Source organism: Bacillus sp. FSL L8-0199, from assembly GCF_038005705.1.
GTDB classification, from domain to species: domain Bacteria; phylum Bacillota; class Bacilli; order Bacillales; family Bacillaceae_G; genus Bacillus_A; species Bacillus_A cereus.
Genome location: NZ_JBBOTS010000001.1, coordinates 359,613 through 379,232, shown reverse-complemented (window position 1 = coordinate 379,232; position 19,620 = coordinate 359,613). Strand labels below are relative to the sequence as shown.

Genomic DNA, 19,620 nt, shown 5'->3' with positions numbered 1-19,620 from the left:
CTAAAAAAACTGTCAGAAATTACTGACAGCCTAATAAAACTTCTATTGTTGCTTTTCAATTACAGTAGCAGCAATTCGTTCAAACTCTTTTTGAATCTCCTCTTTATATGCATCTACTATTGAAAAATCCATAGCAGCAATATAAATTCGTTCTAATTTATCACGAACCGATTTTGCTTTCGCTAAGAAAGACATTGCCTCATTCATTTTTGCTTTATACTGAATGGAAACATCACGAATTTCCTTCGCATATTTCTCATCAGTCCCTGGCGTAACAATAAGGGCATACATATCAATAATTTCATCACCCTCACGACTTGGAAAATATTCATGCGGTGCGGTGCTATCAAAAATTGCAAAGCCTAATTCTCTTACGATAACCATATCAAGACTATGCGGGTCAAATCCGCAATGATATACTTCAACTTCAAATCCTTTTTCTTCAGCTGCCTTAGCTAACTTTTTGAGCATCGTTGATTTTCCAGAGCCTGGGCGCCCTTTTATAAAATAACGATGTGGTAACCCTTCTGTTAAATTAGGAACAAAGTCAACTGCTCCTTTCGGTGTTGCAGCTCCTAAAAAACGATGTTTTACAAGCGATTGTCTCCCGCTTTTATCTGCAAATAATTTCTGGATTAGCTGATCGGTTAGTTCATTTGCTTTATTAAAATCTATATTATCAATATATATCTTCTCCCACTCATCATGTATAACCAATGCCTCTTTAAAACGTGCGTAAGCAGACTGAAAAGCTTTGCTTGCTTCTGAAACAAATCTTTCAATTTCTAACTTCTGCTTTCTTAGTTTATCTGAGTCCCAAGCAATTCCTAAATTTATATACTCTTCAACAACTCCTGGCATTTTTGGCTCAATAACATGCGGTGATGTCCCATCAACAATTCCTACTTTTAATTGTGGGATAATTACACCATCAACCGATTTATTGTCAGAAGAACAATGTAAAAATTCAATATCATATCCTTTTCCAACCCATTCACGACCTATTGCCTTTATTAAAGAAGATTTTCCCGTTCCCGGGCCACCCTTTAAGATAAATAACCTGTCTAATCCTTTTAAATTCTCTTCGTATAAATTGTGAAATCCCCTAGCTGTATTACCACCAGCATAATAATTCAATACATTTCCTGTCACTGCACTCACTCCTTCGCAGCATTCTATTTACATAAGCTACAATATGCGAGCGGCTTTATTTGGGTGAATACCTATTTTCTATTGCACACAAAAAGGAAATGAATTACAATTTAACTATCAGAAAATTAAGATTTTAAAACTGAATACTTCTTTATCAAGAGAGGCAGAGGGACCGGCCCTTTGAAGCCCAGCAACCTCAGTTTATACGAACTGAATAGGTGCTAATTCCTGCAAAATGCATTGCATTTTGGAAGATAAAACTCAACTAGCATGTAAAGCTCATCTTTCTTGATACTGAAGGATGAGCTTTTTATTATTTGAAAAACATATATTGGAGGTATGTAAAATGAAAGTAATTGATTTATCACAAACATTTGAAAATAATATGTCTCAATTTCCTGGAACACCTAAAATACAACTAGAAGCTGTTACAAGTGTTGAAGAATCAGGCTATCAAGTTACAGATTTTCATTCTGTCGTTCATGTTGGCACGCATTGTGATGCTCCTGCGCATTTTATTTCAGGCGCAACGACCATCGATCAATTACCGCTGGATCAATTTGTAGGTGAAGCTGTTATTATTGATGTAACTCACGTACAAGAACGAAAACTACCTAAAGAAGTACTGCACGATGCTGATATAAAAGAAGGAGATATTGTTATTTTCCATTCCAATCTATCTACTAAATGGAACACAGAGGCGTATGAGAAAGAAGCTTTTTATCTTTCTGAAGAATTAGCCGAGGAACTAGTACAATTAAAAGTAAAATCTGTCGGTTTAGATTTTATTTCTCCTGATGAGGTAACGACAGAAACATCACCAATTCATCACATACTACTTGGGAATAATATTTATTTAATCGAAAACTTAACAAACTTAGATGCCATTCACACGAAACGTTTCTTCTTCTCAGCAGCACCTTTAAAAATTAAAGATAGCGACGGTGCTTTTGCAAGGGCATTTGCTGTAATTTTTTAAACAAACTATACAAAAAAGCAAAGATCATCATTGACCTTTGCTTCTATTTTTTTTATTTAAATTAAGAAAGAATTGCTCAACATGAGGACGTAACCAAGCTAAATAATCCTTCTCTTTCTTCTTTGTACAAGCTATTTCTTCCCCATCTACCATTTCAACAAGTTCTAGTTCTAACAGTTGCTTCGTGAATGCTAACATATTCACTTCTTCGGATGGATACTCTTCTTTTAATTTCTCCTCAATTTCCCCCAATAAAAAACCGTCACGCATCATTGCCAATGCATCAATCCAAAGTGGCGGCATTTCATATTTTTCTCCTGTAATTGTGTCTTTTACAGTATAATTCTTTTGCTCTTTTCGAAATTGAATCGTGTGTAAACATACAGTCGAATTTAATGTTAATTCCATCATACCACCTCTTTCATAATATCTGCATAGAAAAAAGGATGCGCGTGCACCCCTTCTTATCTTTTCATAACACTACTGAACCGTTACATGAGCAATCAATCTCATGTCGATATTTTCCTCCATTATAAACGAAGTATTTTATAAAAAAAACCCTTCTTGAAACATTTTATAAAATGTTTATATTTACACAACAAGAACACTTTTCTGAAAAATCTTTTCTCAAATACATTAAACGGTCGGCAGAAAAATTTCTACTTTCGTTCCTACTCCTAGACTACTTTGGATCGTGATACTCCCTTGATGTTCCTTAATAATTTTATATGTAATCATTAATCCAAGTCCTGTACCATTCTCCTTTGTTGTGTAAAACGCCTTGCCGATTTTTTCTAACTTCTCATTCTCTATACCGCATCCTTGGTCTTCAACAGAAATACACAAATGTCCTTGCGTTTTTTGATATGCACGGATATGAATTTCTCCACCCTCTGGCATTGATTCTATTCCATTTTTAATGATATTTAATAACACTTGTTTTAATTGCTTATCATCACCGTTTATAGCCGGTAAATTTCCATCTACTTGTAAATTACATTTAACTCTATATTGCGTTGCATAACTTTCCATTAGATGCACAACATATAGAAGGGTGTCTCGTATATTACACCTTTCATAATTTGTTGGCTTTGGTTTCCCTAACAACATCAATTCACTAACAAATCCATTAACCCTTTCAATTTCTTGTAGCATAATGTCGTAGCTCATCGTATCAGTTGGATTTCTTTCTTTTTGCATTTGCGTAAACCCTTTTAACGCTGTTAGTGGATTTCGAATTTCATGGGCAATTGTTGTAGACATAGTCCCAATCACAGCTAAATTTTCCGTCTCTTTCATATTGTTCATCATTTCAACCACTGTTCTTACATAAGATTGAAATCGTTTTAATAAAGAATGTGAAATAATGAAATAAAATACACATAAAACAAGTGGAATTATCACTTTTAAATCTTGTAATAGCAATGTGAAAAATACGTACTTTCCAATTACACTAAAGGAAACTAAATAAAAGTATTTTCTATTCACGAAAACTGGGGCAAATAAAATTAACAACATTTCTACCATACTACCATGTTCAAAAGGTCTATCCGTTCGCAAATAAATCATTAAATTATTAACAAGATTGATAAACATGTATCCAAATAAAAATAAATATTTTACAGAATATACATACCCTCTTTTTTGAAGATATATAGAAATAGGAAATAATGCTATTACAAATATAGGCACACCTATCCCAAGACTACCTTCTGGCCACCCTACCGCTGTTCCACTAATATTCATAGCAGGATATACAAAATAATATATAGCGTCATATAAAAAGAATATAATATAAAATAATAATATAAATACCTTTAAGGCTCTTCTTTCTTCATAAATCAAGCTCTTGTATTTGTTCATATAAAAACTCCCCTTGATCGATACAAAAAACTTTCATTGTTATCTCCTTAAAGTATAAGTATGAAATTGCTTTCAGGGCAATATTTAACCTTATAATACTAAAAGGAAGGAGATCTCTCCTTCCTTTTAGTAACAACTTATATCCAACTTACCCTATCATGTAACAATCCATCAGTAAAATTATTATGCCCTATTACAAAATCCTTCATATATAAATTTAAATACTCACCGTACTTACTTTCTGTATTTAATAACAACTCCTCGACGTAATAAGCACCTTGTTCAAATTGATCTAAAAGTAAACTAGACAAGCCCGCATAAATCCCGCACCCTACCTGAAAATACGTTGCATTCGTTTTATATTTACGAAAAACTTGGCTACTATTCATTACATTATACATATATGTCTCACTATTTTCATAAACGAGTAACACACCGACCAAGTCCTCTCCAGCAACCTCTTCTTCCGCTGGATTAAACACTTTACGATTCCAGTTCCATAAATCTTCTACTTGATCTAAGTTCTGTCTAATTATATTTGTTGTATACTCATTAATTCGGTAAAGAAAACCAACTTCCATATTGAAGTTTTTCCCTAAAATTAATACTTCCTCATGTGGCATTAAACAACCATAGAATTCTTTTTCTCCTAACTTCACTTTATACTCTGAAGCATATACATCTTCATAAAAGTAAAGAGGACGATGATGACTCATATACATCGGATAACTCCAGATTGCTTCATCTAAAAATCGCTCTACTGCCCATGAAGCATAAAGTGTATGTGGCTTTATAAGTGCTGTATCATGCAAAAACGACGTGTCATGTTCTACAATATAACATGCTCTTGGCCTTTCATTTGGTCGTTCCTTCATAAGCTCAACAACCATCCATTGAACAACACCTGGATTCATACCTGAACCTATAATCGCTTTTGTATTTGTAAATTTCTCTTTCTCCTTCTCAAACCTTGTATATCTTTCCGTAAGCTGAAAGCCGATTAAGCTGTCGTCCTGATCTACTGCTTCATTTTCCAAGGCTGAATTAATATAACAAATTCCTAATTCATTACAGCAGCTTAATACTCTAATTGTATCTGCCCCTGAAACATCAATCACAACACTCGTACTTTTTTCTTTTAAATGTTGTTTAAATTCCACTACATTTTGAAGGTTTATCTCATATAAATATAATTGACCTTTCAAATTCGAAAACAACTCATCATAATAAGTCCTATCTTTTTGTTTTATATCCACTAAATGAAATTTGGCATTCTTTAATACTTCATAAATTGGATCTTTTTCATTTGCTATCGCTTGATTTAAAATTGCTAAAACTGCTTTTGCTGCTCCACCAGCACTACCAAGCAATGTAATTGATAACGAATTCGGAAACTGCTCCACGAACAAAACCCCTTTAATAAATTAGTTGAGCAACTCCTCCTCAAAAAATAAATTGAATACATAAAAAGATAGCTCGTACACAATTTTTATAAGTTAGTGCAAAGTTACCTTTTAAAAAATCACACTATACTATGTTTATATTCAATTCATTTTTCCCCTCATCTTCAAATTAAACTAAAACAAATAGGCTCGACCTTTTCTTCTGCATATAAAAGAAAAAGTCAGCCCTTCCAACTAATCTACGGACAATGGACGGATTTTACATGTTGAATATTCACATACATTTTTGCATCACGTGCTTTTGATATTTCAATATGACCTTCATCAATTTTCGCCATTTTTCCAATTTTATTGGACTCCTCACCTAAATCAAACACCATAATTTTCCCAGTCATTTTAATAAGCTGCTCTTCAAATGTTCTAGCTAATGTAATATTTAACGGATTTACGGGGAGTTCATTTTTATTGAGGGCATACGGTACTTGGTTTTCTTTATACGGAATTAACCATTTTAAATGCTTTAAAGATATATATACCGTTTTATAAACCGGACTATAAAAAACAATATAGTCGTTCATCACACTTGTAACATAACCATGTATTGGAGCATTTCCTGCTACATAAACTTCTGTAAAAATCCCTTTAGAAGTACTTAATACTTTTCTCAAAGAAATTGAAGGGGATTCCCTCTTAATTACAGAATCAACATCTGGTTTTAGTATGTCTTCGTCATGTGGTCTTAAAAATTTATAGTATTGTACATGATATAAAGATATATATACATAGTCTTGTCCATTGTAAAGAACAATAATGTCATTTCCTACGTCTATTAATATACCTTTAAACCTTTTTTCACCGATTAATTTAACATATATATTTTCCCCAATACTTTTGTTTAACTCATTCATCTATATCCTCCTTCCTATGAATTTCAGCTTTCCTATCTTTCGTTTCAAAAAAATAATCAGGGCAATGTTCTGTCTTAATAGTAAGTAATTCCTTTTCATACTATCGAAATAAGAAATTGTTCTTCTCTTTCCCTCATAATGCCCCTCTTATTTATTAAACATTATTCATCTTCATTCTTTTTACATTTCACTACTTGACTTACACTCTTAATATGATAATTAATGATATAAATAACTTCATCACCGTTTACTAGCGTAATACATTCTTCATGCACTTCACTTAATAAGCCTTCTACACACTCTGGGCCGCCACGATTAATCTTTACCCACTTATACTTCAAGTCACATAATACATCGACAAAAGTATCATCATCAGAGCAGAAACATGAAACATAGCCGTCGCCACATTTACTTTCTTTCACTTTCTTAACTAGACTTTTCACATGTTTCAATTGGTAATATACTAATTCACCAAGAGGAAGTTGTAATGTAAGGTAATCTCTTCCTAACGATACAAGTACCCCCACTCGACTCTCTGGTCCACGAAGATTTACTTTTACAGTCTCACCGACTAAGCCTTTAATTTGTTCACAGCATAATATACTTTCCAAATTTATATCCTCCTTTCTTATTATCTTCCTCTTCTTGACTGTCTTTGTGCGCGAGCTCGACCTGAATTATTACTTTCACTTTCGCTTTCACTTTCGCTTTCTTCGCTCTCTCTACAAGGTACTGTTACACTCTTAATATGAGATACTGCAACTAATATAACTTCTTCTTTTACAATTAGTGTCACAAATTCACAAGAAACATCTTGTAAAATACCTTCAACTTTCTCTGGGCCACCACGATTAATTTTCACCCAGCAATATTTGAAGCTTTGAAGTAACTTTTCAAAGTCATCTTCACATTCACATTCCAACCATCTGCAATCATCTGCTTTACAATCTTTCGCATTTTTTGTAATACTTTTCAGATGACGAATCTGATAGTAATAGAGCTCTCCTTTTTCATTCTTTAATACAAAGTAATCCGAACATACAGCGACTATTGTCCCTTTTTGAGATTCTGGACCACCCCTGTTTACTCTCACAAAAGATCCAATTAAGTCTTTCAGAAAATCACAATGAAATAAACTCACGAGAAAACCCCTTCCATTAATTTATAAGCTTTTGCACTGATAGTATATGTATCTGTACAGGTTACGTTCTCTATGTTTGTCCTAGCTAGAAAAAAATATGCTTTTAACATGGTAGACTACTACCTATCAAAATTTGAGGAAAGGCTAAGAACTCCTTATGTTTTTGATATCTTCAAACAAAAAATCCCTTATGAATATACATTTCTGCATATCTTCATAAGGGATTTTCCATAGTTTAATCTTCGTCTTTAACATCCATATCTTCTGGAATTGGTTCGTTCAATATTTCTTCCACTAATTGCTTATATTTCTCCATTTGCTCTAAATGTGTATTAAATTGTTCTTTATTTACTAAATATTGCTCTCCATCGAATAGCGCACGAATTTTCTTTTGCTGAATTAACTCTTCAATATACGATTTTGGTAAATTCAAATACTCCGCAGTCTCTTCTACTGTTATATACAATGCGTTCATTCCTTTATTATTTTTTCATCTATACTGTATCTTACTTTATTTTTGTAAACAAATAAAAAAGATTTTGTAAATGCAGTTCAAAAAGCAGGTAGATGCATTCCATATATTGTATAGTATTATATAGTAAGAATTTTTTAAATATAGAATGGTATTACCCATTTACACAAAGGAGAGTTAACATATGGCTACTCGTCACATCATTACAATGTTAGAAAAAACACTACAAGTTGAAACAGAAAACACAATTTCTCATTTGAATGTATCTTTATCTGATCGTTTTCTTTCTCAAAGCACAGCAATACATGAAAACAATTGTTATCATACAATTGGTGAATGGTACAAAAATCATTTCTTATTCCAACAAGATGATTTCCTTTGGGCTAAATATGCCTTCTATGACGCATATTGTGAAGCCATCAAAAAACAAGGTCATCTTACAAAACGTGTTCGCCAAATATTAGAATCATTAGCTCGAATGCATGGAAAACAGTATATTGCTTCTATACTAAATATGCCATTTCCTAATGAACGCGCTAAAGGGACAGCGTAATTTAGCCATGTTCTGCGTAAGCAAAACATAGCTAAATTGTTTTCTAGGATGCTTTACCAATAAAATGTTCATATCATATGAACTGATGAAACCGGTGTCATTATAATGATAGAAAATATAGTAAACAGGAAAACCCCCACGTACATCTCTCATCCATTTGAATAGAGAAATACGTGGGGGTGTACTTGTTCCTTATTATTTCATCATCTGCTTAATCAGTTCGCGATTTCTCTTCTTAAATACTTCATTATGAGAAGAAACCATTCCGTACTCACTTGCATCTGGTTGGATAAATTGTTTTGCTTTATTCACAGCATTTCCCGCATCTTGGAATGCACCTGCAATTAAGTGTAGTTTCCCTTCGTGCTTTAAAATATCTCCAGCAGCATATAATCCATCTACTGAAGACTCACTATTTGCATTACCTGCAATATAATAATTATCTATAATTGCAACGTCTAACTCACTATTTTCTAATAATGTAATGTCGCGTTCATATCCATGATTAATAATAACTTCATCAATAGGTAAATGAGAAACCTCACCTGTTTCATGATTTGTTAATTCTACATATTCGATTGCTTCATGATTATCACCAGCAATTAATTTTGTAATCGATGTATTAAAGAAACACTCCGCTGAGCTGTTCATAAGTTGTTTTACTTGTGCTTCATGACCAGATAATTCTTCTTTTCTATACGTTACATACACTTTTTTCGCAATTGGTTCCAATTCATTTGCCCAATCAACAGCAGAATTGCCTCCACCGGAAATAATAACTGTTTTACCTTTGAAACGCTTTAAAGATTTAACTGTATAATTTAAATTCGATACTTCAAATCGCTCAGCACCTTCAATAGATAACTTTTGCGGTTTCAATATACCACTTCCTGTTGCGACGATAACTGTTTTTGAAAAGTGTTCTTCCCCAGTACTTGTTTTTAATGTAAAAGTACCATCTTGATTACGAATAATTGATTCCACTTTTGTATCTAATACAACTTCTGGCTTAAATGTTAACCCTTGCTGTACAAGTTGTTCAATTAACTTATCACCTGTAACTGGCAATAGTCCTCCTACATCCCAAATCATTTTTTCCGGATACACATGTATTTTTCCACCTAACTGTGGTTGAAATTCTATTATTTTTGTTTTCATCTCTCTGAGTCCACTATAAAAAGCTGAATAAAGCCCTGCAGGTCCCCCGCCTATCACGGTTACATCAAACAATTCTTCTCTATTCATTAACCTTCACTCCTCAGCTACTAATCATTGATTATCATTCTCAATAAAATATAACCTGTTTCTGCAAAATTTACAATTAAAATTACTATTGACAATACAACTAGATAAAATTATATTATTTAATGAATCAATAGTGATAATCATTATCAATTTGTTAATAATTAGCAAATTTGAGATTACATCTTCTTTTATTAATATGGTTAATACTATATTGTAGAATCTCACATTCAAGATTTTTAATAAACATTTTGCATTACCACTACTCTTTCAAAAAGATTACAGTTAAACAAATTATTGTATACACATATCATCTATGTTAAAGGAGAAAGACGATGAAAAAGTTATTTATTTCACTAACAGTTCTTTTCGTTCTTGTTATGAGTGCTTGTAGCAATGGCTCTACAGACAAAAAGAACGATACAAAAGGTAGTAAATCAGAAACAATTACATACCAATCTGAAAATGGTAAAGTAGAAGTGCCTGCAAATCCAAAACGCGTTGTAGTTTTATCATCATTCGCTGGTAACGTAATGTCATTAGGAGTAAATCTTGTTGGGGTAGATTCATGGTCTAAACAAAACCCACGTTTTGATAGCAAATTGAAAGATGTTGCTGAAGTATCAGATGAAAATGTTGAAAAAATCGCTGAGCTAAACCCAGATTTAATCATTGGTTTATCAAATATTAAAAATGTTGATAAGTTAAAGAAAATCGCTCCTACTGTAACATACACTTACGGAAAAGTTGATTACTTAACACAGCATTTAGAAATCGGTAAGTTATTAAACAAAGAAAAAGAAGCAAAAACTTGGGTTGATGACTTCAAGAAACGTGCACAAGACGCTGGTAAAGAAATTAAAGCAAAAATCGGTGAAGATGCTACAGTTTCTGTTGTAGAAAACTTCAACAAACAGCTTTATGTATACGGCGAAAACTGGGGCCGTGGAACAGAAATTCTGTACCAAGAAATGAAATTAAAAATGCCTGAAAAAGTAAAAGAAAAAGCGTTAAAAGAAGGTTACTACGCATTATCTACTGAGGTATTACCTGAGTTTGCTGGTGATTACTTAATCGTAAGTAAAAACAAAGATACTGATAACTCATTCCAAGAGACAGAATCATATAAAAACATCCCAGCAGTAAAAAATAATCGCGTATATGAAGCAAACATGATGGAATTCTATTTCAATGATCCACTTACATTAGACTTCCAACTAGACTTCTTCAAGAAGAGCTTTCTTGGTAAATAATACAAACATGAGGAATTCTTAATTTAAGAATTCCTCTTCCTTTATTCTATGAACAGAAAAGATGTGAAACGAATGACAAAAGATCATGACAATCCACGTTCTATAGCTTTTACATACAAACTAATTTTAAGCTTAATTGCATTCTTTCTTATTTTTATGGTTGCAATGGTATTAGGTGCTGCAGATACTTCGATAAAAGATGTATGGTCAGCACTCACTTCCTCCGCTAAAGGAGACAAAATATCTATTATTCGAGAAATACGTTTACCACGTGAAGTTGCTGCTATTTTTGTAGGAGCTGGATTAGCCGTTTCTGGAGCAATTATGCAAGGATTAACACGAAATCCACTTGCGGATCCTGGATTATTAGGGCTATCTGGTGGAGCAAATGCTGCGCTTGCACTGACACTTGCTTTCAACCCTTCCATCAGCTATCTTTACTTAACATTAGCTTGCTTTATCGGTGCTGCAATTGGCGCAATTATGGTATTTGGAATTGGTATGGTGAAAAAAGGCGGCCTTTCTCCTCTTCGAATTGTATTAGCGGGTGCTGCAGTTTCAGCATTTCTACTCGCAATTTCAGAAGGAATCGGCATTTACTTTAAAATTTCACAAGATGTATCACTTTGGACTGCTGGTGGCGTAATTGGAACAACTTGGAACCAATTAAAAATTATTATTCCAGTCATTTCAATTAGTATCTTTATCGCTATCTTACTAGCAAAAAAATTGACAGTTCTTAGTTTCAGTGAGGAAGTGGCTATTGGACTAGGTCAAAAAATTATTGTTATTAAAACTATTTTATTTATCATTATTATCTTACTTGCAGGTGCATCTGTAGCGCTTGTCGGAAATATGGCATTTATCGGCTTAATGGTACCTCACATGGTACGCCCAATTGTCGGTCCAGATTACCGATTTGTTATACCGATGTCAGCAATTGCTGGAGCTTCCTTTATGCTACTTGCAGATACAATCGGACGTACTATTAACGCTCCATACGAAACACCAGTTGCGGCAATTGTCGCGATTGTAGGGTTACCATTCTTCCTATTCATTGTACGTAAAGGAGGAAAAACATTCTCATGATGCAATCTATTCTAAGAAAACAGCGTCTCATTATACTCGCTTTACTTATAGTAATCATCACAACCATTGTAGTTGGAATGGGACTTGGTTCAGCATCTTTATCTTATGATCGACTACTCCCAACATTAATGGGACAAGGGACGTTTAAAGAGGAGTTCGTTTTATACTCTTTAAGACTACCTAGAATTGTCATTACATTATTAGCTGGTATGGCTCTCGCTTTATCAGGTGCTATTCTGCAAGGGATTACCCGAAATGATTTAGCTGAACCTGGTATTCTTGGAATCAACTCTGGGGCCGGTGTTGCTGTCGCTATTTTCTTTTTATACTTTCCAATAGATGTAGGTTCATTTCTTTACTTACTACCTGTCGTTGGATTTATCGGAGCATTTCTGACAGCTGTTCTAATTTACGTATTTTCATATAGTAAATCAACTGGACTTCAGCCGGTGCGATTAACATTAACCGGTATCGGTTTTGCATTTGCACTATCTGGAACGATGATTGTCCTTATTTCATCCGCGGATCGTATGAAAGTAGACTTTATTTCAAAATGGATTGCCGGAAATATTTGGGGAGATGACTGGATATTCGTTTTAGCAATGCTCCCATGGTTAATCGTATTTATTCCGTTCGTTTTCTATAAAGCAAATCGATTAAACATTTTAGCATTAAACGAGCCCGTCGCAATCGGCGTTGGAATTGAAATTGAAAAAGAACGCAGATACTTATTAGTTGCAGCCGTTGCGCTTGCTGCTGCAGCTGTTTCTGTAACAGGAGGAATTAGCTTTATCGGACTAATGGCTCCTCATATCGCAAAATCTTTAGTAGGTCCGAGACATCAAATTTTCATGCCTATCGCCGTTTTAATCGGCGGATGGCTATTGCTATTAGCAGACACAATCGGACGAAACATCGTTGAGCCTAATGGCATCCCAGCAGGTATTGTCGTTGCTTTAATTGGCGCTCCTTACTTTATGTATTTGTTGCTTAAAAAAGCTTAAAAAACACCCTCAAGATTTCTTGAGGGTGTTTTTGTTTCATTCTACTGCTGCCCATACCCTTCAAACTTCTTCGCCAAATTCTCCATCTCATCTTCTGGCAATAGCTTTGGTTCCCCAATGCTTTTCGTTTGATAATAAATTTGAGCACAAAACTCAATCTCTTCTGCAACAGTAAATGCCATTTTTATATTATTTGCCCCAGCAATTAAACCGTGATTTGCAAGTAGCACAGCACGACGATCAATCATGCCTTCAAAAGCAGCATCCGCTAATTGCTTCGTACCAAATGTTTCATACGGTGCACAGCGCACATTCGGTCCTGCGAAAGCAATTAAATACGACACAGCCGGAAGCTCCCATCCTAATGATGCAATCGTCTTCGCGTAAGGAGAGTGTGTATGCACAAGCGCATTTATATCTTCACGCTTCCTATAGTAAATAAGGTGCATATCTAATTCACTTGATGGTTTTCTCTCTCCTTCTATTACTTCACCATCTAAGTTTAATATAACTACATCTTCAGGCTTTGTTTCATAATACTCTAAACCACTTGGGCTAATCGCAACAAGACCTTGTTCACGATTAAAGATACTAATATTACCGCCCGTTCCCTTTGTTAAACCACTAGAAATCATTTTCTTTCCATACGCTACAATTTCTTCTCTTTCTTTTGGTAATAACATATACATCCCCCTAAGTATGAAGCTTATGATGACTGACTTTTACATTTATCTACTTATTGAAATAGCTTTTTTAAATTCTCCGTAAACGGTGCCTTTACAATCCCTTTTTCTGTAATAATCGCTGTTACATTTTCATGTGGAGTAACATCAAATGCTGGATTATATACTTTACTTTCTTTCGGAGCTGAATATTGTCCGAAGCGATTAATCACTTCAGAAGCATCTCTTTCTTCAATCGGAATTTCTTTTCCTGTCGATGTCTTTAAATCAATTGTCGGCGTTGGTGCCGCTACATAAAACGGAATGTTGTAGTATTTCGCTAAAATAGATACGCCTAATGTTCCAATTTTATTTGCTATATCACCGTTCGCTGCCACACGGTCGCATCCAACAATTACAGCGTCAATCTTCCCTTGTGACATGACCATAGCCGCCATATTATCCGTAATGACAGTAACATCAATTCCCGCTCGCTGTAGTTCTAATGCCGTTAACGTTGACCCTTGTAATCTTGGACGTGTTTCATCCGAAAAGATTTTTAAGTCCCATCCTTTTTCTTTCGCTAAGTACATTGGAGCCGTCGCAGTACCATACTTAGTCGTCGCTAACGCACCAGCATTACAATGTGTTAATACTCCCATTCCATCATGGAATAATGTTAATGCATGTTCTCCAATTTGACGGTTAATTTCTTCATCTTCTCTATGAATCTCTTTTGCCTCTTCTAGTAATCTATTTTTCAGCTGTGAGATTGATAAATGAATATTATCTGTCGCTACACTTTCCATTCTTTCAAGTGCCCAAAATAAATTTACGGCAGTCGGTCTTGATGTCGCCAAGTATGTACATACCTTTCTTACTTCATCCATAAATCCTTCTTCCGTACCTTCAGCAAATTCCTTTATCCCTAAATACACTCCGTAAGCTGCTGAAACACCAATCGCTGGTGCACCTCGTACTTTCATTACTTGAATGGCATCCCACACACTTTCAGCTGTTTTAAAAGATTCATAGACAATTTCATTCGGTAATAACGTTTGATCTAACAAAACTAAAGCATCATCTTTCCACTGAATTGGTATTAATTGCTCTTCCATCATATTCTCCCCTTACTCCGCGTAGTGCATTGACTGTTTTTTTAACGTTTCTACAAAACTTGTACCCGTTCTATATTGATTCGCTCGTAAAATAAAACTCTTCGCTACTTTAAGACAAATTCGCTCCGCTCTAGCACGTGCTTCCTCATTCTCAATACAAGTAATATCTTTTACTTTCGCTAATCCAACAATACGGCGGATTAATTCAAGACCTGTCACTGCAGCTGTATCCTCTAATACAGATTGTAAATATACTTCGTTAAAGCCTTCTTCCTTCGCCATAATCTCGGTCACATGAATATCCCAAGCATCTAAAAACTTCTTCTTAAATAAATCAATTACCTCTACCATCGTAGTTTGTAGCCAATCCATATACGTATCTTTCTCAGCTCCAGGTGGCATCGTTGCATCTGCATTCACCCAAGCAAACATTAAATTCGCCATTACATTCCCAACGTCATATCCCATAGGTCCATAAAAAGCAAACTCAGGATCAATAACCTTTGTAGAATCATCTCTTACAAAAACAGAACCAGTATGTAAATCACCATGAAGCAATGCCTGCGCATTCGCCATAAAAGAAAATTTACGTTTCGCTACTTCCATACGAAGCTCTTTATCACTATAAATATGCTCCCTAATCCATCCCTCATTTAAAGGAAATAACTCATTACGCTTATTATGATTTGTAAATGGTTCTGAATATACGAGGTCCTCTGTAATCTCACATAATTCAGGATTTATATAATTCTTCACAAGTTCCTTCTTCTCTTTATGATTCATTACAACATCAGATGTTAATAAAAGTGTATTTACCATAAAAGTAGTTAAGTCGTCAGCAAGCTGCGGAAATATTTGATGATTTATAAGTGCTGTACGTAATATTGTGTGATTCGATAAATCTTCCATTACGCAACAGTTCATCACACTATCAAATAAATACACCTTAGGAACAAGTCCAGGTGCTAACTCATTCTCTAACTGCAAAACATCTGATTCTATACGAATACGATTCGTCGATAACTTAAACTCATCTGAAATGCGAGCTGTATCCCCAGCTTGCTTTACGATGACAGACATGTTCTCTTTTTCATCCCAAACGCGGAACACATAATTTAAATTGCCATCACCTATTTCTTTACACTTTAGCCCCTTTGCATGTTCAAACTTAGATAATTTCTCTTTCACATATGCAATCACATCTTTAGCTTCCATTAAAAAATACTTTGTGAACTTAGACATGGTTTCCCCTCCACACCAATTGTAAGCGTTTTCTAAAAGCTATAAAAAATAATAGGTTGAATTTTTTCATCCTATAAATATGTATTCTTCTTTTTGAAAGGTATATCTAGGTTTTATTATATCTTGTTAGCACTTTGAGTCAATGTTTCTAACTATCATCTCAAATATATACTTCCTAATTATATATTTGAGATGACAAAAATTGTTCAAAAAGATTTCGATTCATTTTATTTTATTTATCGCACAATTCTTTGTAAAATAGAAATAAGCAGTTCCTTTTCAAATACATAACTTCTAAGAAATATTTCCTTCCTAAGAATTTACACTTACACCATATTTCTAACATACACACTACTCTTTCAAACAATCATTGAAAATTTATAAACTTAAAGTTACCTTTCCATTCCCTGTTAGCCTTAATTGAGAATAAATATTAATTAAATTGGTATAAAGTTGGTTTATTCTCTTGACAAAATAACCACTTCTATATGATAATTAATATCGAATTAGAATTATTATAGTTAATTAAAAAATATATTTTATGAGCACACTATTTTTTGATGCTCAAAACCAACATTTAGGAGGAATTTTAACATGTTATTAATCGGCACAGAAGTAAAACCGTTTAAAGCTAATGCTTACCATAATGGAGAATTTATCCAAGTTACTGACGAAAGTTTAAAAGGAAAATGGAGTGTAGTTTGTTTCTACCCAGCTGACTTCACATTCGTTTGCCCAACTGAACTTGAAGACTTACAAAACCAATACGCAACTCTAAAAGACTTAGGCGTTGAAGTATACTCTGTATCTACAGACACTCACTTCACTCACAAAGCATGGCATGATAGCTCAGAAACTATCGGCAAAATCGAGTACATCATGATTGGTGACCCAACTCGCACAATCACTACAAACTTCAACGTTTTAATGGAAGAAGAAGGTCTTGCTGCTCGTGGTACATTCATCATCGATCCAGACGGCGTTATCCAATCTATGGAAATCAATGCTGACGGTATCGGCCGTGACGCAAGCATTCTTGTTAACAAAATTAAAGCTGCTCAATACGTACGTAACAACCCAGGTGAAGTTTGCCCAGCTAAATGGCAAGAGGGTTCTGCAACACTTAAACCAAGCCTTGACCTTGTAGGCAAAATCTAAGGAGTTCGATCAAAATGATACTAGATGCAGATATAAAAACACAACTATCCCAATACCTTCAATTAATGGAGAACGATATTTTACTTAAGGTAAGCGCAGGAGACGATAACGTATCTAAAGATATGTTAGCTCTAGTAGACGAATTAGCTACTATGTCATCTAAGATTACAGTAGAAAAAGTTGAATTAGAGAGAACACCAAGCTTTAGCGTAAACCGCCCTGGTGAAGACACTGGTGTCGTATTCGCTGGTATTCCATTAGGACACGAATTTACATCATTAGTGTTAGCTTTACTACAAGTAAGTGGACGCGCTCCAAAAGTTGAACAAAAATTAATCGATCAAATTAAAAACATTCAAGGCGAATATCATTTTGAATCTTATATCAGCCTAAGTTGTCATAACTGTCCTGATGTTGTACAAGCTCTTAACGTAATGAGCGTTCTTAACCCTGGTATTACACATACTATGATTGATGGCGCTGCATTCAAAGAGGAAGTAGAAAGCAAAGACATCATGGCAGTACCAACTGTTTACCTAAACGGCGAATCTTTCGGAAGCGGTCGTATGACACTTGAAGAAATTTTAGCTAAAATGGGTAACGGTCCAGATGCATCAGAGCTTTCTGATAAAGATCCATACGATGTTCTTGTTGTTGGTGGCGGCCCTGCTGGTGCAAGTGCAGCAATTTACGCAGCACGTAAAGGCATCCGCACTGGTATCGTTGCTGAGCGCTTCGGTGGTCAAGTAATGGATACTATGGGCATTGAGAACTTCATCAGCGTAAAAAAGACTGAAGGTCCTAAGCTAGTAGCAAGCCTTGAAGAACACGTAAAAGAATACGACATCGATGTAATGAATCTACAACGTGCGAAACGTTTAGAGAAAAAAGAACTTATTGAAGTGGAACTTGAAAACGGCGCTATTCTGAAAAGTAAGAGCGTAATCGTTTCTACAGGTGCTCGCTGGCGTAATGTTGGCGTACCAGGTGAAGCTGAGTTCAAAAATAAAGGTGTAGCATATTGCCCACACTGTGACGGCCCATTATTCACTGGAAAAGACGTAGCAGTTATCGGCGGAGGTAACTCTGGTATTGAAGCAGCTATCGACTTAGCAGGTATCGTTAAGCACGTAACTGTTCTTGAATTCATGCCAGAATTAAAAGCTGATGCTGTATTACAAGAGCGTCTTAACAGCTTACCAAACGTAACTGTTCTGAAAAACGTTCAAACGAAAGAAATCACTGGTACTGATAAAGTAAATGGTATTTCTTACATCGATCGTGAAACTGAAGAAGTTCATCACGTTGAATTACAAGGTGTATTCGTACAAATCGGTCTTGTGCCAAACACAGACTGGTTAGGCGAAACAGTTGAACGCGTTCGCGGTGAAATCGTAACAGACAAGCACGGCGCTACAAACGTACCAGGAGTGTTTGCTGCAGGTGACTGTACAAATAATCCGTACAAACAAATCATCATCTCTATGGGTTCAGGTGCAAACGCAGCTTTAGGTGCATTTGATTACTTAATCCGTAACTAATAAAAACAGGTGCCTTGGCACCTGTTTTTTATTACCCTAATGTATAAACTAAAAACCTCTCATTCCCATTCTTCTCATAAGCACCTGGCAATCTAACTTCTTTCTTCAGCTCAAACGCAGTCTGATTTTCTAAGAAGAAAATATAGTCCTCAGAAGGATAATATAAAATAATATCCACTTCTCTCCCCGTGTTTTCTACTGAAAGCAAAATGTTATTTACTACATTCATAAACACTTGCACAGAAAACGGATTAAAGAAATAAAACCTATTATCATGTGGATCAATCTCATATTCCTGCGCTAAACAACATTGGAATTGAATTTTCCCCTTACTGTTTCGTGCCTTTCGGGCATAACGATCTCGATTATCCATCGCTTCTTTATAAAACTCTTCATTCATTTCAATTCCAACTGCTGATGCACCACATTTATGATGCATATAAAAGTTTAATCGCCCTTTTCCGCACCCAAAATCTACAACTTGATCGCTACTTTTTATTTCATATTGATTCAGTAACTCATCTAATCCGCTATACGGCGTCGGTTCATAACGGTGATAATGCATAGATTTGTTAAACCCTTTTTGCTCACCGACTGTTTTTATATGTAAAACTGCATCGTAATATTGTTCGTTCATTCGTTTTCTCCTATTAAAAAATGGTACTTATTATTATACACCATGTACTGGAGGCTCATTTTTCATCAAATTAATAGGTACGTGAAATTATATTAACGATTTTCTTAATATATCTATCGTAACTTCAAATATATCAACGATTTTCTCAATATATCTATCATAACTCAAAATATATCAACGATTTTTCAAATATATCGATTTAC

Annotated in this window: 20 protein-coding genes and 1 riboswitch; of the genes, 7 read left to right on the top strand and 13 right to left on the bottom strand. The window is 34.8% G+C overall.

Annotation, left to right across the window (positions count from 1 at the left end):
* Positions 1 to 42 precede the first annotated feature (42 nt).
* The gene (locus NST86_RS02025; protein ID WP_000147485.1) at positions 43 to 1,152 is read right to left on the bottom strand and encodes a PRK06851 family protein; all 1,110 of its coding nucleotides are present in this window, start codon (positions 1,150 to 1,152) and stop codon (positions 43 to 45) included.
* A gap of 148 nt (positions 1,153 to 1,300) precedes the next feature.
* Positions 1,301 to 1,413: riboswitch (SAM riboswitch) on the top strand.
* 85 nt (positions 1,414 to 1,498) lie between these two features.
* Between NST86_RS02025 and NST86_RS02020 the strand changes: the two genes are divergently transcribed.
* Positions 1,499 to 2,131, top strand: coding sequence for a cyclase family protein (locus NST86_RS02020; RefSeq protein WP_000862975.1), 633 nt, complete (start codon positions 1,499 to 1,501; stop codon positions 2,129 to 2,131).
* A gap of 27 nt (positions 2,132 to 2,158) precedes the next feature.
* Here the strand turns inward: NST86_RS02020 and NST86_RS02015 are convergent, their stop codons facing one another.
* From NST86_RS02015 to NST86_RS01985, 7 genes are all read right to left on the bottom strand, one after another.
* Entirely contained in the window at positions 2,159 to 2,539 is a 381-nt protein-coding gene (locus NST86_RS02015) for a hypothetical protein (protein ID WP_000424119.1), read from the bottom strand.
* Between the two features lie 228 nt (positions 2,540 to 2,767).
* Complete coding sequence (locus NST86_RS02010) at positions 2,768 to 3,994, bottom strand: ATP-binding protein (protein ID WP_001046106.1); 1,227 nt, start codon at positions 3,992 to 3,994, stop codon at positions 2,768 to 2,770.
* 137 nt (positions 3,995 to 4,131) lie between these two features.
* Entirely contained in the window at positions 4,132 to 5,397 is a 1,266-nt protein-coding gene (locus NST86_RS02005; protein WP_000434721.1) for a hypothetical protein, read from the bottom strand.
* Positions 5,398 to 5,636: 239 nt separating this feature from the next.
* On the bottom strand, positions 5,637 to 6,305 hold the full coding sequence (locus NST86_RS02000; RefSeq protein ID WP_001004268.1) for a hypothetical protein: 669 nt from the start codon (positions 6,303 to 6,305) through the stop codon (positions 5,637 to 5,639).
* 161 nt (positions 6,306 to 6,466) lie between these two features.
* Entirely contained in the window at positions 6,467 to 6,916 is a 450-nt protein-coding gene (locus NST86_RS01995) for a hypothetical protein (protein WP_000443835.1), read from the bottom strand.
* A 20-nt stretch (positions 6,917 to 6,936) separates the two neighbouring features.
* Positions 6,937 to 7,446 (bottom strand): hypothetical protein, encoded by a 510-nt coding sequence (locus NST86_RS01990; RefSeq protein WP_000051534.1) that lies wholly within the window; start codon positions 7,444 to 7,446, stop codon positions 6,937 to 6,939.
* A 235-nt stretch (positions 7,447 to 7,681) separates the two neighbouring features.
* Complete coding sequence (locus tag NST86_RS01985; protein WP_001998970.1) at positions 7,682 to 7,921, bottom strand: helix-turn-helix domain-containing protein; 240 nt, start codon at positions 7,919 to 7,921, stop codon at positions 7,682 to 7,684.
* A gap of 181 nt (positions 7,922 to 8,102) precedes the next feature.
* Here NST86_RS01985 and NST86_RS01980 point away from each other — a divergent pair, with 181 nt between their 5' ends.
* Positions 8,103 to 8,471: a hypothetical protein gene (locus NST86_RS01980; RefSeq protein WP_000235475.1), complete on the top strand. Its 369-nt coding sequence runs from the start codon at positions 8,103 to 8,105 to the stop codon at positions 8,469 to 8,471.
* Between the two features lie 195 nt (positions 8,472 to 8,666).
* Here NST86_RS01980 and NST86_RS01975 read toward each other — a convergent pair whose 3' ends face one another.
* Entirely contained in the window at positions 8,667 to 9,716 is a 1,050-nt protein-coding gene (locus NST86_RS01975) for an NAD(P)/FAD-dependent oxidoreductase (RefSeq protein WP_001078284.1), read from the bottom strand.
* A gap of 332 nt (positions 9,717 to 10,048) precedes the next feature.
* Between NST86_RS01975 and NST86_RS01970 the strand changes: the two genes are divergently transcribed.
* Genes NST86_RS01970 through NST86_RS01960 form a run of 3 tightly spaced genes read left to right on the top strand, consistent with a single transcriptional unit; the run spans position 10,049 to position 13,059 of the window.
* Positions 10,049 to 10,966 carry an iron-hydroxamate ABC transporter substrate-binding protein gene (locus tag NST86_RS01970; RefSeq protein ID WP_000732587.1) on the top strand — a complete coding sequence of 306 codons (918 nt, stop codon included), beginning with the start codon at positions 10,049 to 10,051 and terminating at the stop codon, positions 10,964 to 10,966.
* A gap of 48 nt (positions 10,967 to 11,014) precedes the next feature.
* Positions 11,015 to 12,055: a FecCD family ABC transporter permease gene (locus tag NST86_RS01965; protein ID WP_001998969.1), complete on the top strand. Its 1,041-nt coding sequence runs from the start codon at positions 11,015 to 11,017 to the stop codon at positions 12,053 to 12,055.
* Positions 12,052 to 13,059 (top strand): FecCD family ABC transporter permease, encoded by a 1,008-nt coding sequence (locus NST86_RS01960; protein ID WP_000983754.1) that lies wholly within the window; start codon positions 12,052 to 12,054, stop codon positions 13,057 to 13,059. Before NST86_RS01965 ends, NST86_RS01960 begins: the two co-directional genes overlap by 4 nt.
* Before the next feature lie 41 nt (positions 13,060 to 13,100).
* On the opposite strand, the gene NST86_RS01955 is transcribed toward NST86_RS01960, so the two are convergent.
* From NST86_RS01955 to mtnK, 3 genes are read right to left on the bottom strand one after another with little or no spacing between them, the layout of a single operon-like run.
* Positions 13,101 to 13,742 carry an L-fuculose-phosphate aldolase gene (locus NST86_RS01955; protein WP_061662930.1) on the bottom strand — a complete coding sequence of 214 codons (642 nt, stop codon included), beginning with the start codon at positions 13,740 to 13,742 and terminating at the stop codon, positions 13,101 to 13,103.
* A 53-nt stretch (positions 13,743 to 13,795) separates the two neighbouring features.
* A complete protein-coding gene (mtnA, locus tag NST86_RS01950) occupies positions 13,796 to 14,842 on the bottom strand; it encodes an S-methyl-5-thioribose-1-phosphate isomerase (protein ID WP_001998967.1) in 1,047 nt (348 codons plus the stop codon).
* 9 nt (positions 14,843 to 14,851) lie between these two features.
* A complete protein-coding gene (mtnK, locus tag NST86_RS01945) occupies positions 14,852 to 16,081 on the bottom strand; it encodes an S-methyl-5-thioribose kinase (RefSeq protein ID WP_227593379.1) in 1,230 nt (409 codons plus the stop codon).
* A gap of 594 nt (positions 16,082 to 16,675) precedes the next feature.
* Between mtnK and ahpC the strand changes: the two genes are divergently transcribed.
* Both ahpC and ahpF read left to right on the top strand, forming a co-directional pair.
* Positions 16,676 to 17,239 (top strand): alkyl hydroperoxide reductase subunit C, encoded by a 564-nt coding sequence (gene ahpC, locus NST86_RS01940; protein WP_000924420.1) that lies wholly within the window; start codon positions 16,676 to 16,678, stop codon positions 17,237 to 17,239.
* A 14-nt stretch (positions 17,240 to 17,253) separates the two neighbouring features.
* Entirely contained in the window at positions 17,254 to 18,780 is a 1,527-nt protein-coding gene (gene ahpF, locus NST86_RS01935) for an alkyl hydroperoxide reductase subunit F (RefSeq protein WP_000599501.1), read from the top strand.
* Between the two features lie 31 nt (positions 18,781 to 18,811).
* Here ahpF and NST86_RS01930 read toward each other — a convergent pair whose 3' ends face one another.
* Entirely contained in the window at positions 18,812 to 19,417 is a 606-nt protein-coding gene (locus tag NST86_RS01930) for an SAM-dependent methyltransferase (protein ID WP_048564814.1), read from the bottom strand.
* Positions 19,418 to 19,620 lie beyond the last annotated feature (203 nt).

Coding starts and splice junctions, on each gene's coding strand:
- NST86_RS01975 (WP_001078284.1), bottom strand. CDS start 9,716: ATGAATAGAGAAGAATTGTTTGATGTAACCGTGATAGGCGGGGGACCT.
- NST86_RS02020 (WP_000862975.1), top strand. CDS start 1,499: ATGAAAGTAATTGATTTATCACAAACATTTGAAAATAATATGTCTCAA.
- NST86_RS02010 (WP_001046106.1), bottom strand. CDS start 3,994: ATGAACAAATACAAGAGCTTGATTTATGAAGAAAGAAGAGCCTTAAAG.
- NST86_RS01955 (WP_061662930.1), bottom strand. CDS start 13,742: ATGTTATTACCAAAAGAAAGAGAAGAAATTGTAGCGTATGGAAAGAAA.
- mtnA (WP_001998967.1), bottom strand. CDS start 14,842: ATGATGGAAGAGCAATTAATACCAATTCAGTGGAAAGATGATGCTTTA.
- NST86_RS01980 (WP_000235475.1), top strand. CDS start 8,103: ATGGCTACTCGTCACATCATTACAATGTTAGAAAAAACACTACAAGTT.
- ahpC (WP_000924420.1), top strand. CDS start 16,676: ATGTTATTAATCGGCACAGAAGTAAAACCGTTTAAAGCTAATGCTTAC.
- NST86_RS02000 (WP_001004268.1), bottom strand. CDS start 6,305: ATGAATGAGTTAAACAAAAGTATTGGGGAAAATATATATGTTAAATTA.
- NST86_RS01970 (WP_000732587.1), top strand. CDS start 10,049: ATGAAAAAGTTATTTATTTCACTAACAGTTCTTTTCGTTCTTGTTATG.
- NST86_RS01930 (WP_048564814.1), bottom strand. CDS start 19,417: ATGAACGAACAATATTACGATGCAGTTTTACATATAAAAACAGTCGGT.
- ahpF (WP_000599501.1), top strand. CDS start 17,254: ATGATACTAGATGCAGATATAAAAACACAACTATCCCAATACCTTCAA.
- NST86_RS01960 (WP_000983754.1), top strand. CDS start 12,052: ATGATGCAATCTATTCTAAGAAAACAGCGTCTCATTATACTCGCTTTA.
- NST86_RS01965 (WP_001998969.1), top strand. CDS start 11,015: ATGAACAGAAAAGATGTGAAACGAATGACAAAAGATCATGACAATCCA.
- mtnK (WP_227593379.1), bottom strand. CDS start 16,081: ATGTCTAAGTTCACAAAGTATTTTTTAATGGAAGCTAAAGATGTGATT.
- NST86_RS02015 (WP_000424119.1), bottom strand. CDS start 2,539: ATGGAATTAACATTAAATTCGACTGTATGTTTACACACGATTCAATTT.
- NST86_RS01985 (WP_001998970.1), bottom strand. CDS start 7,921: ATGAACGCATTGTATATAACAGTAGAAGAGACTGCGGAGTATTTGAAT.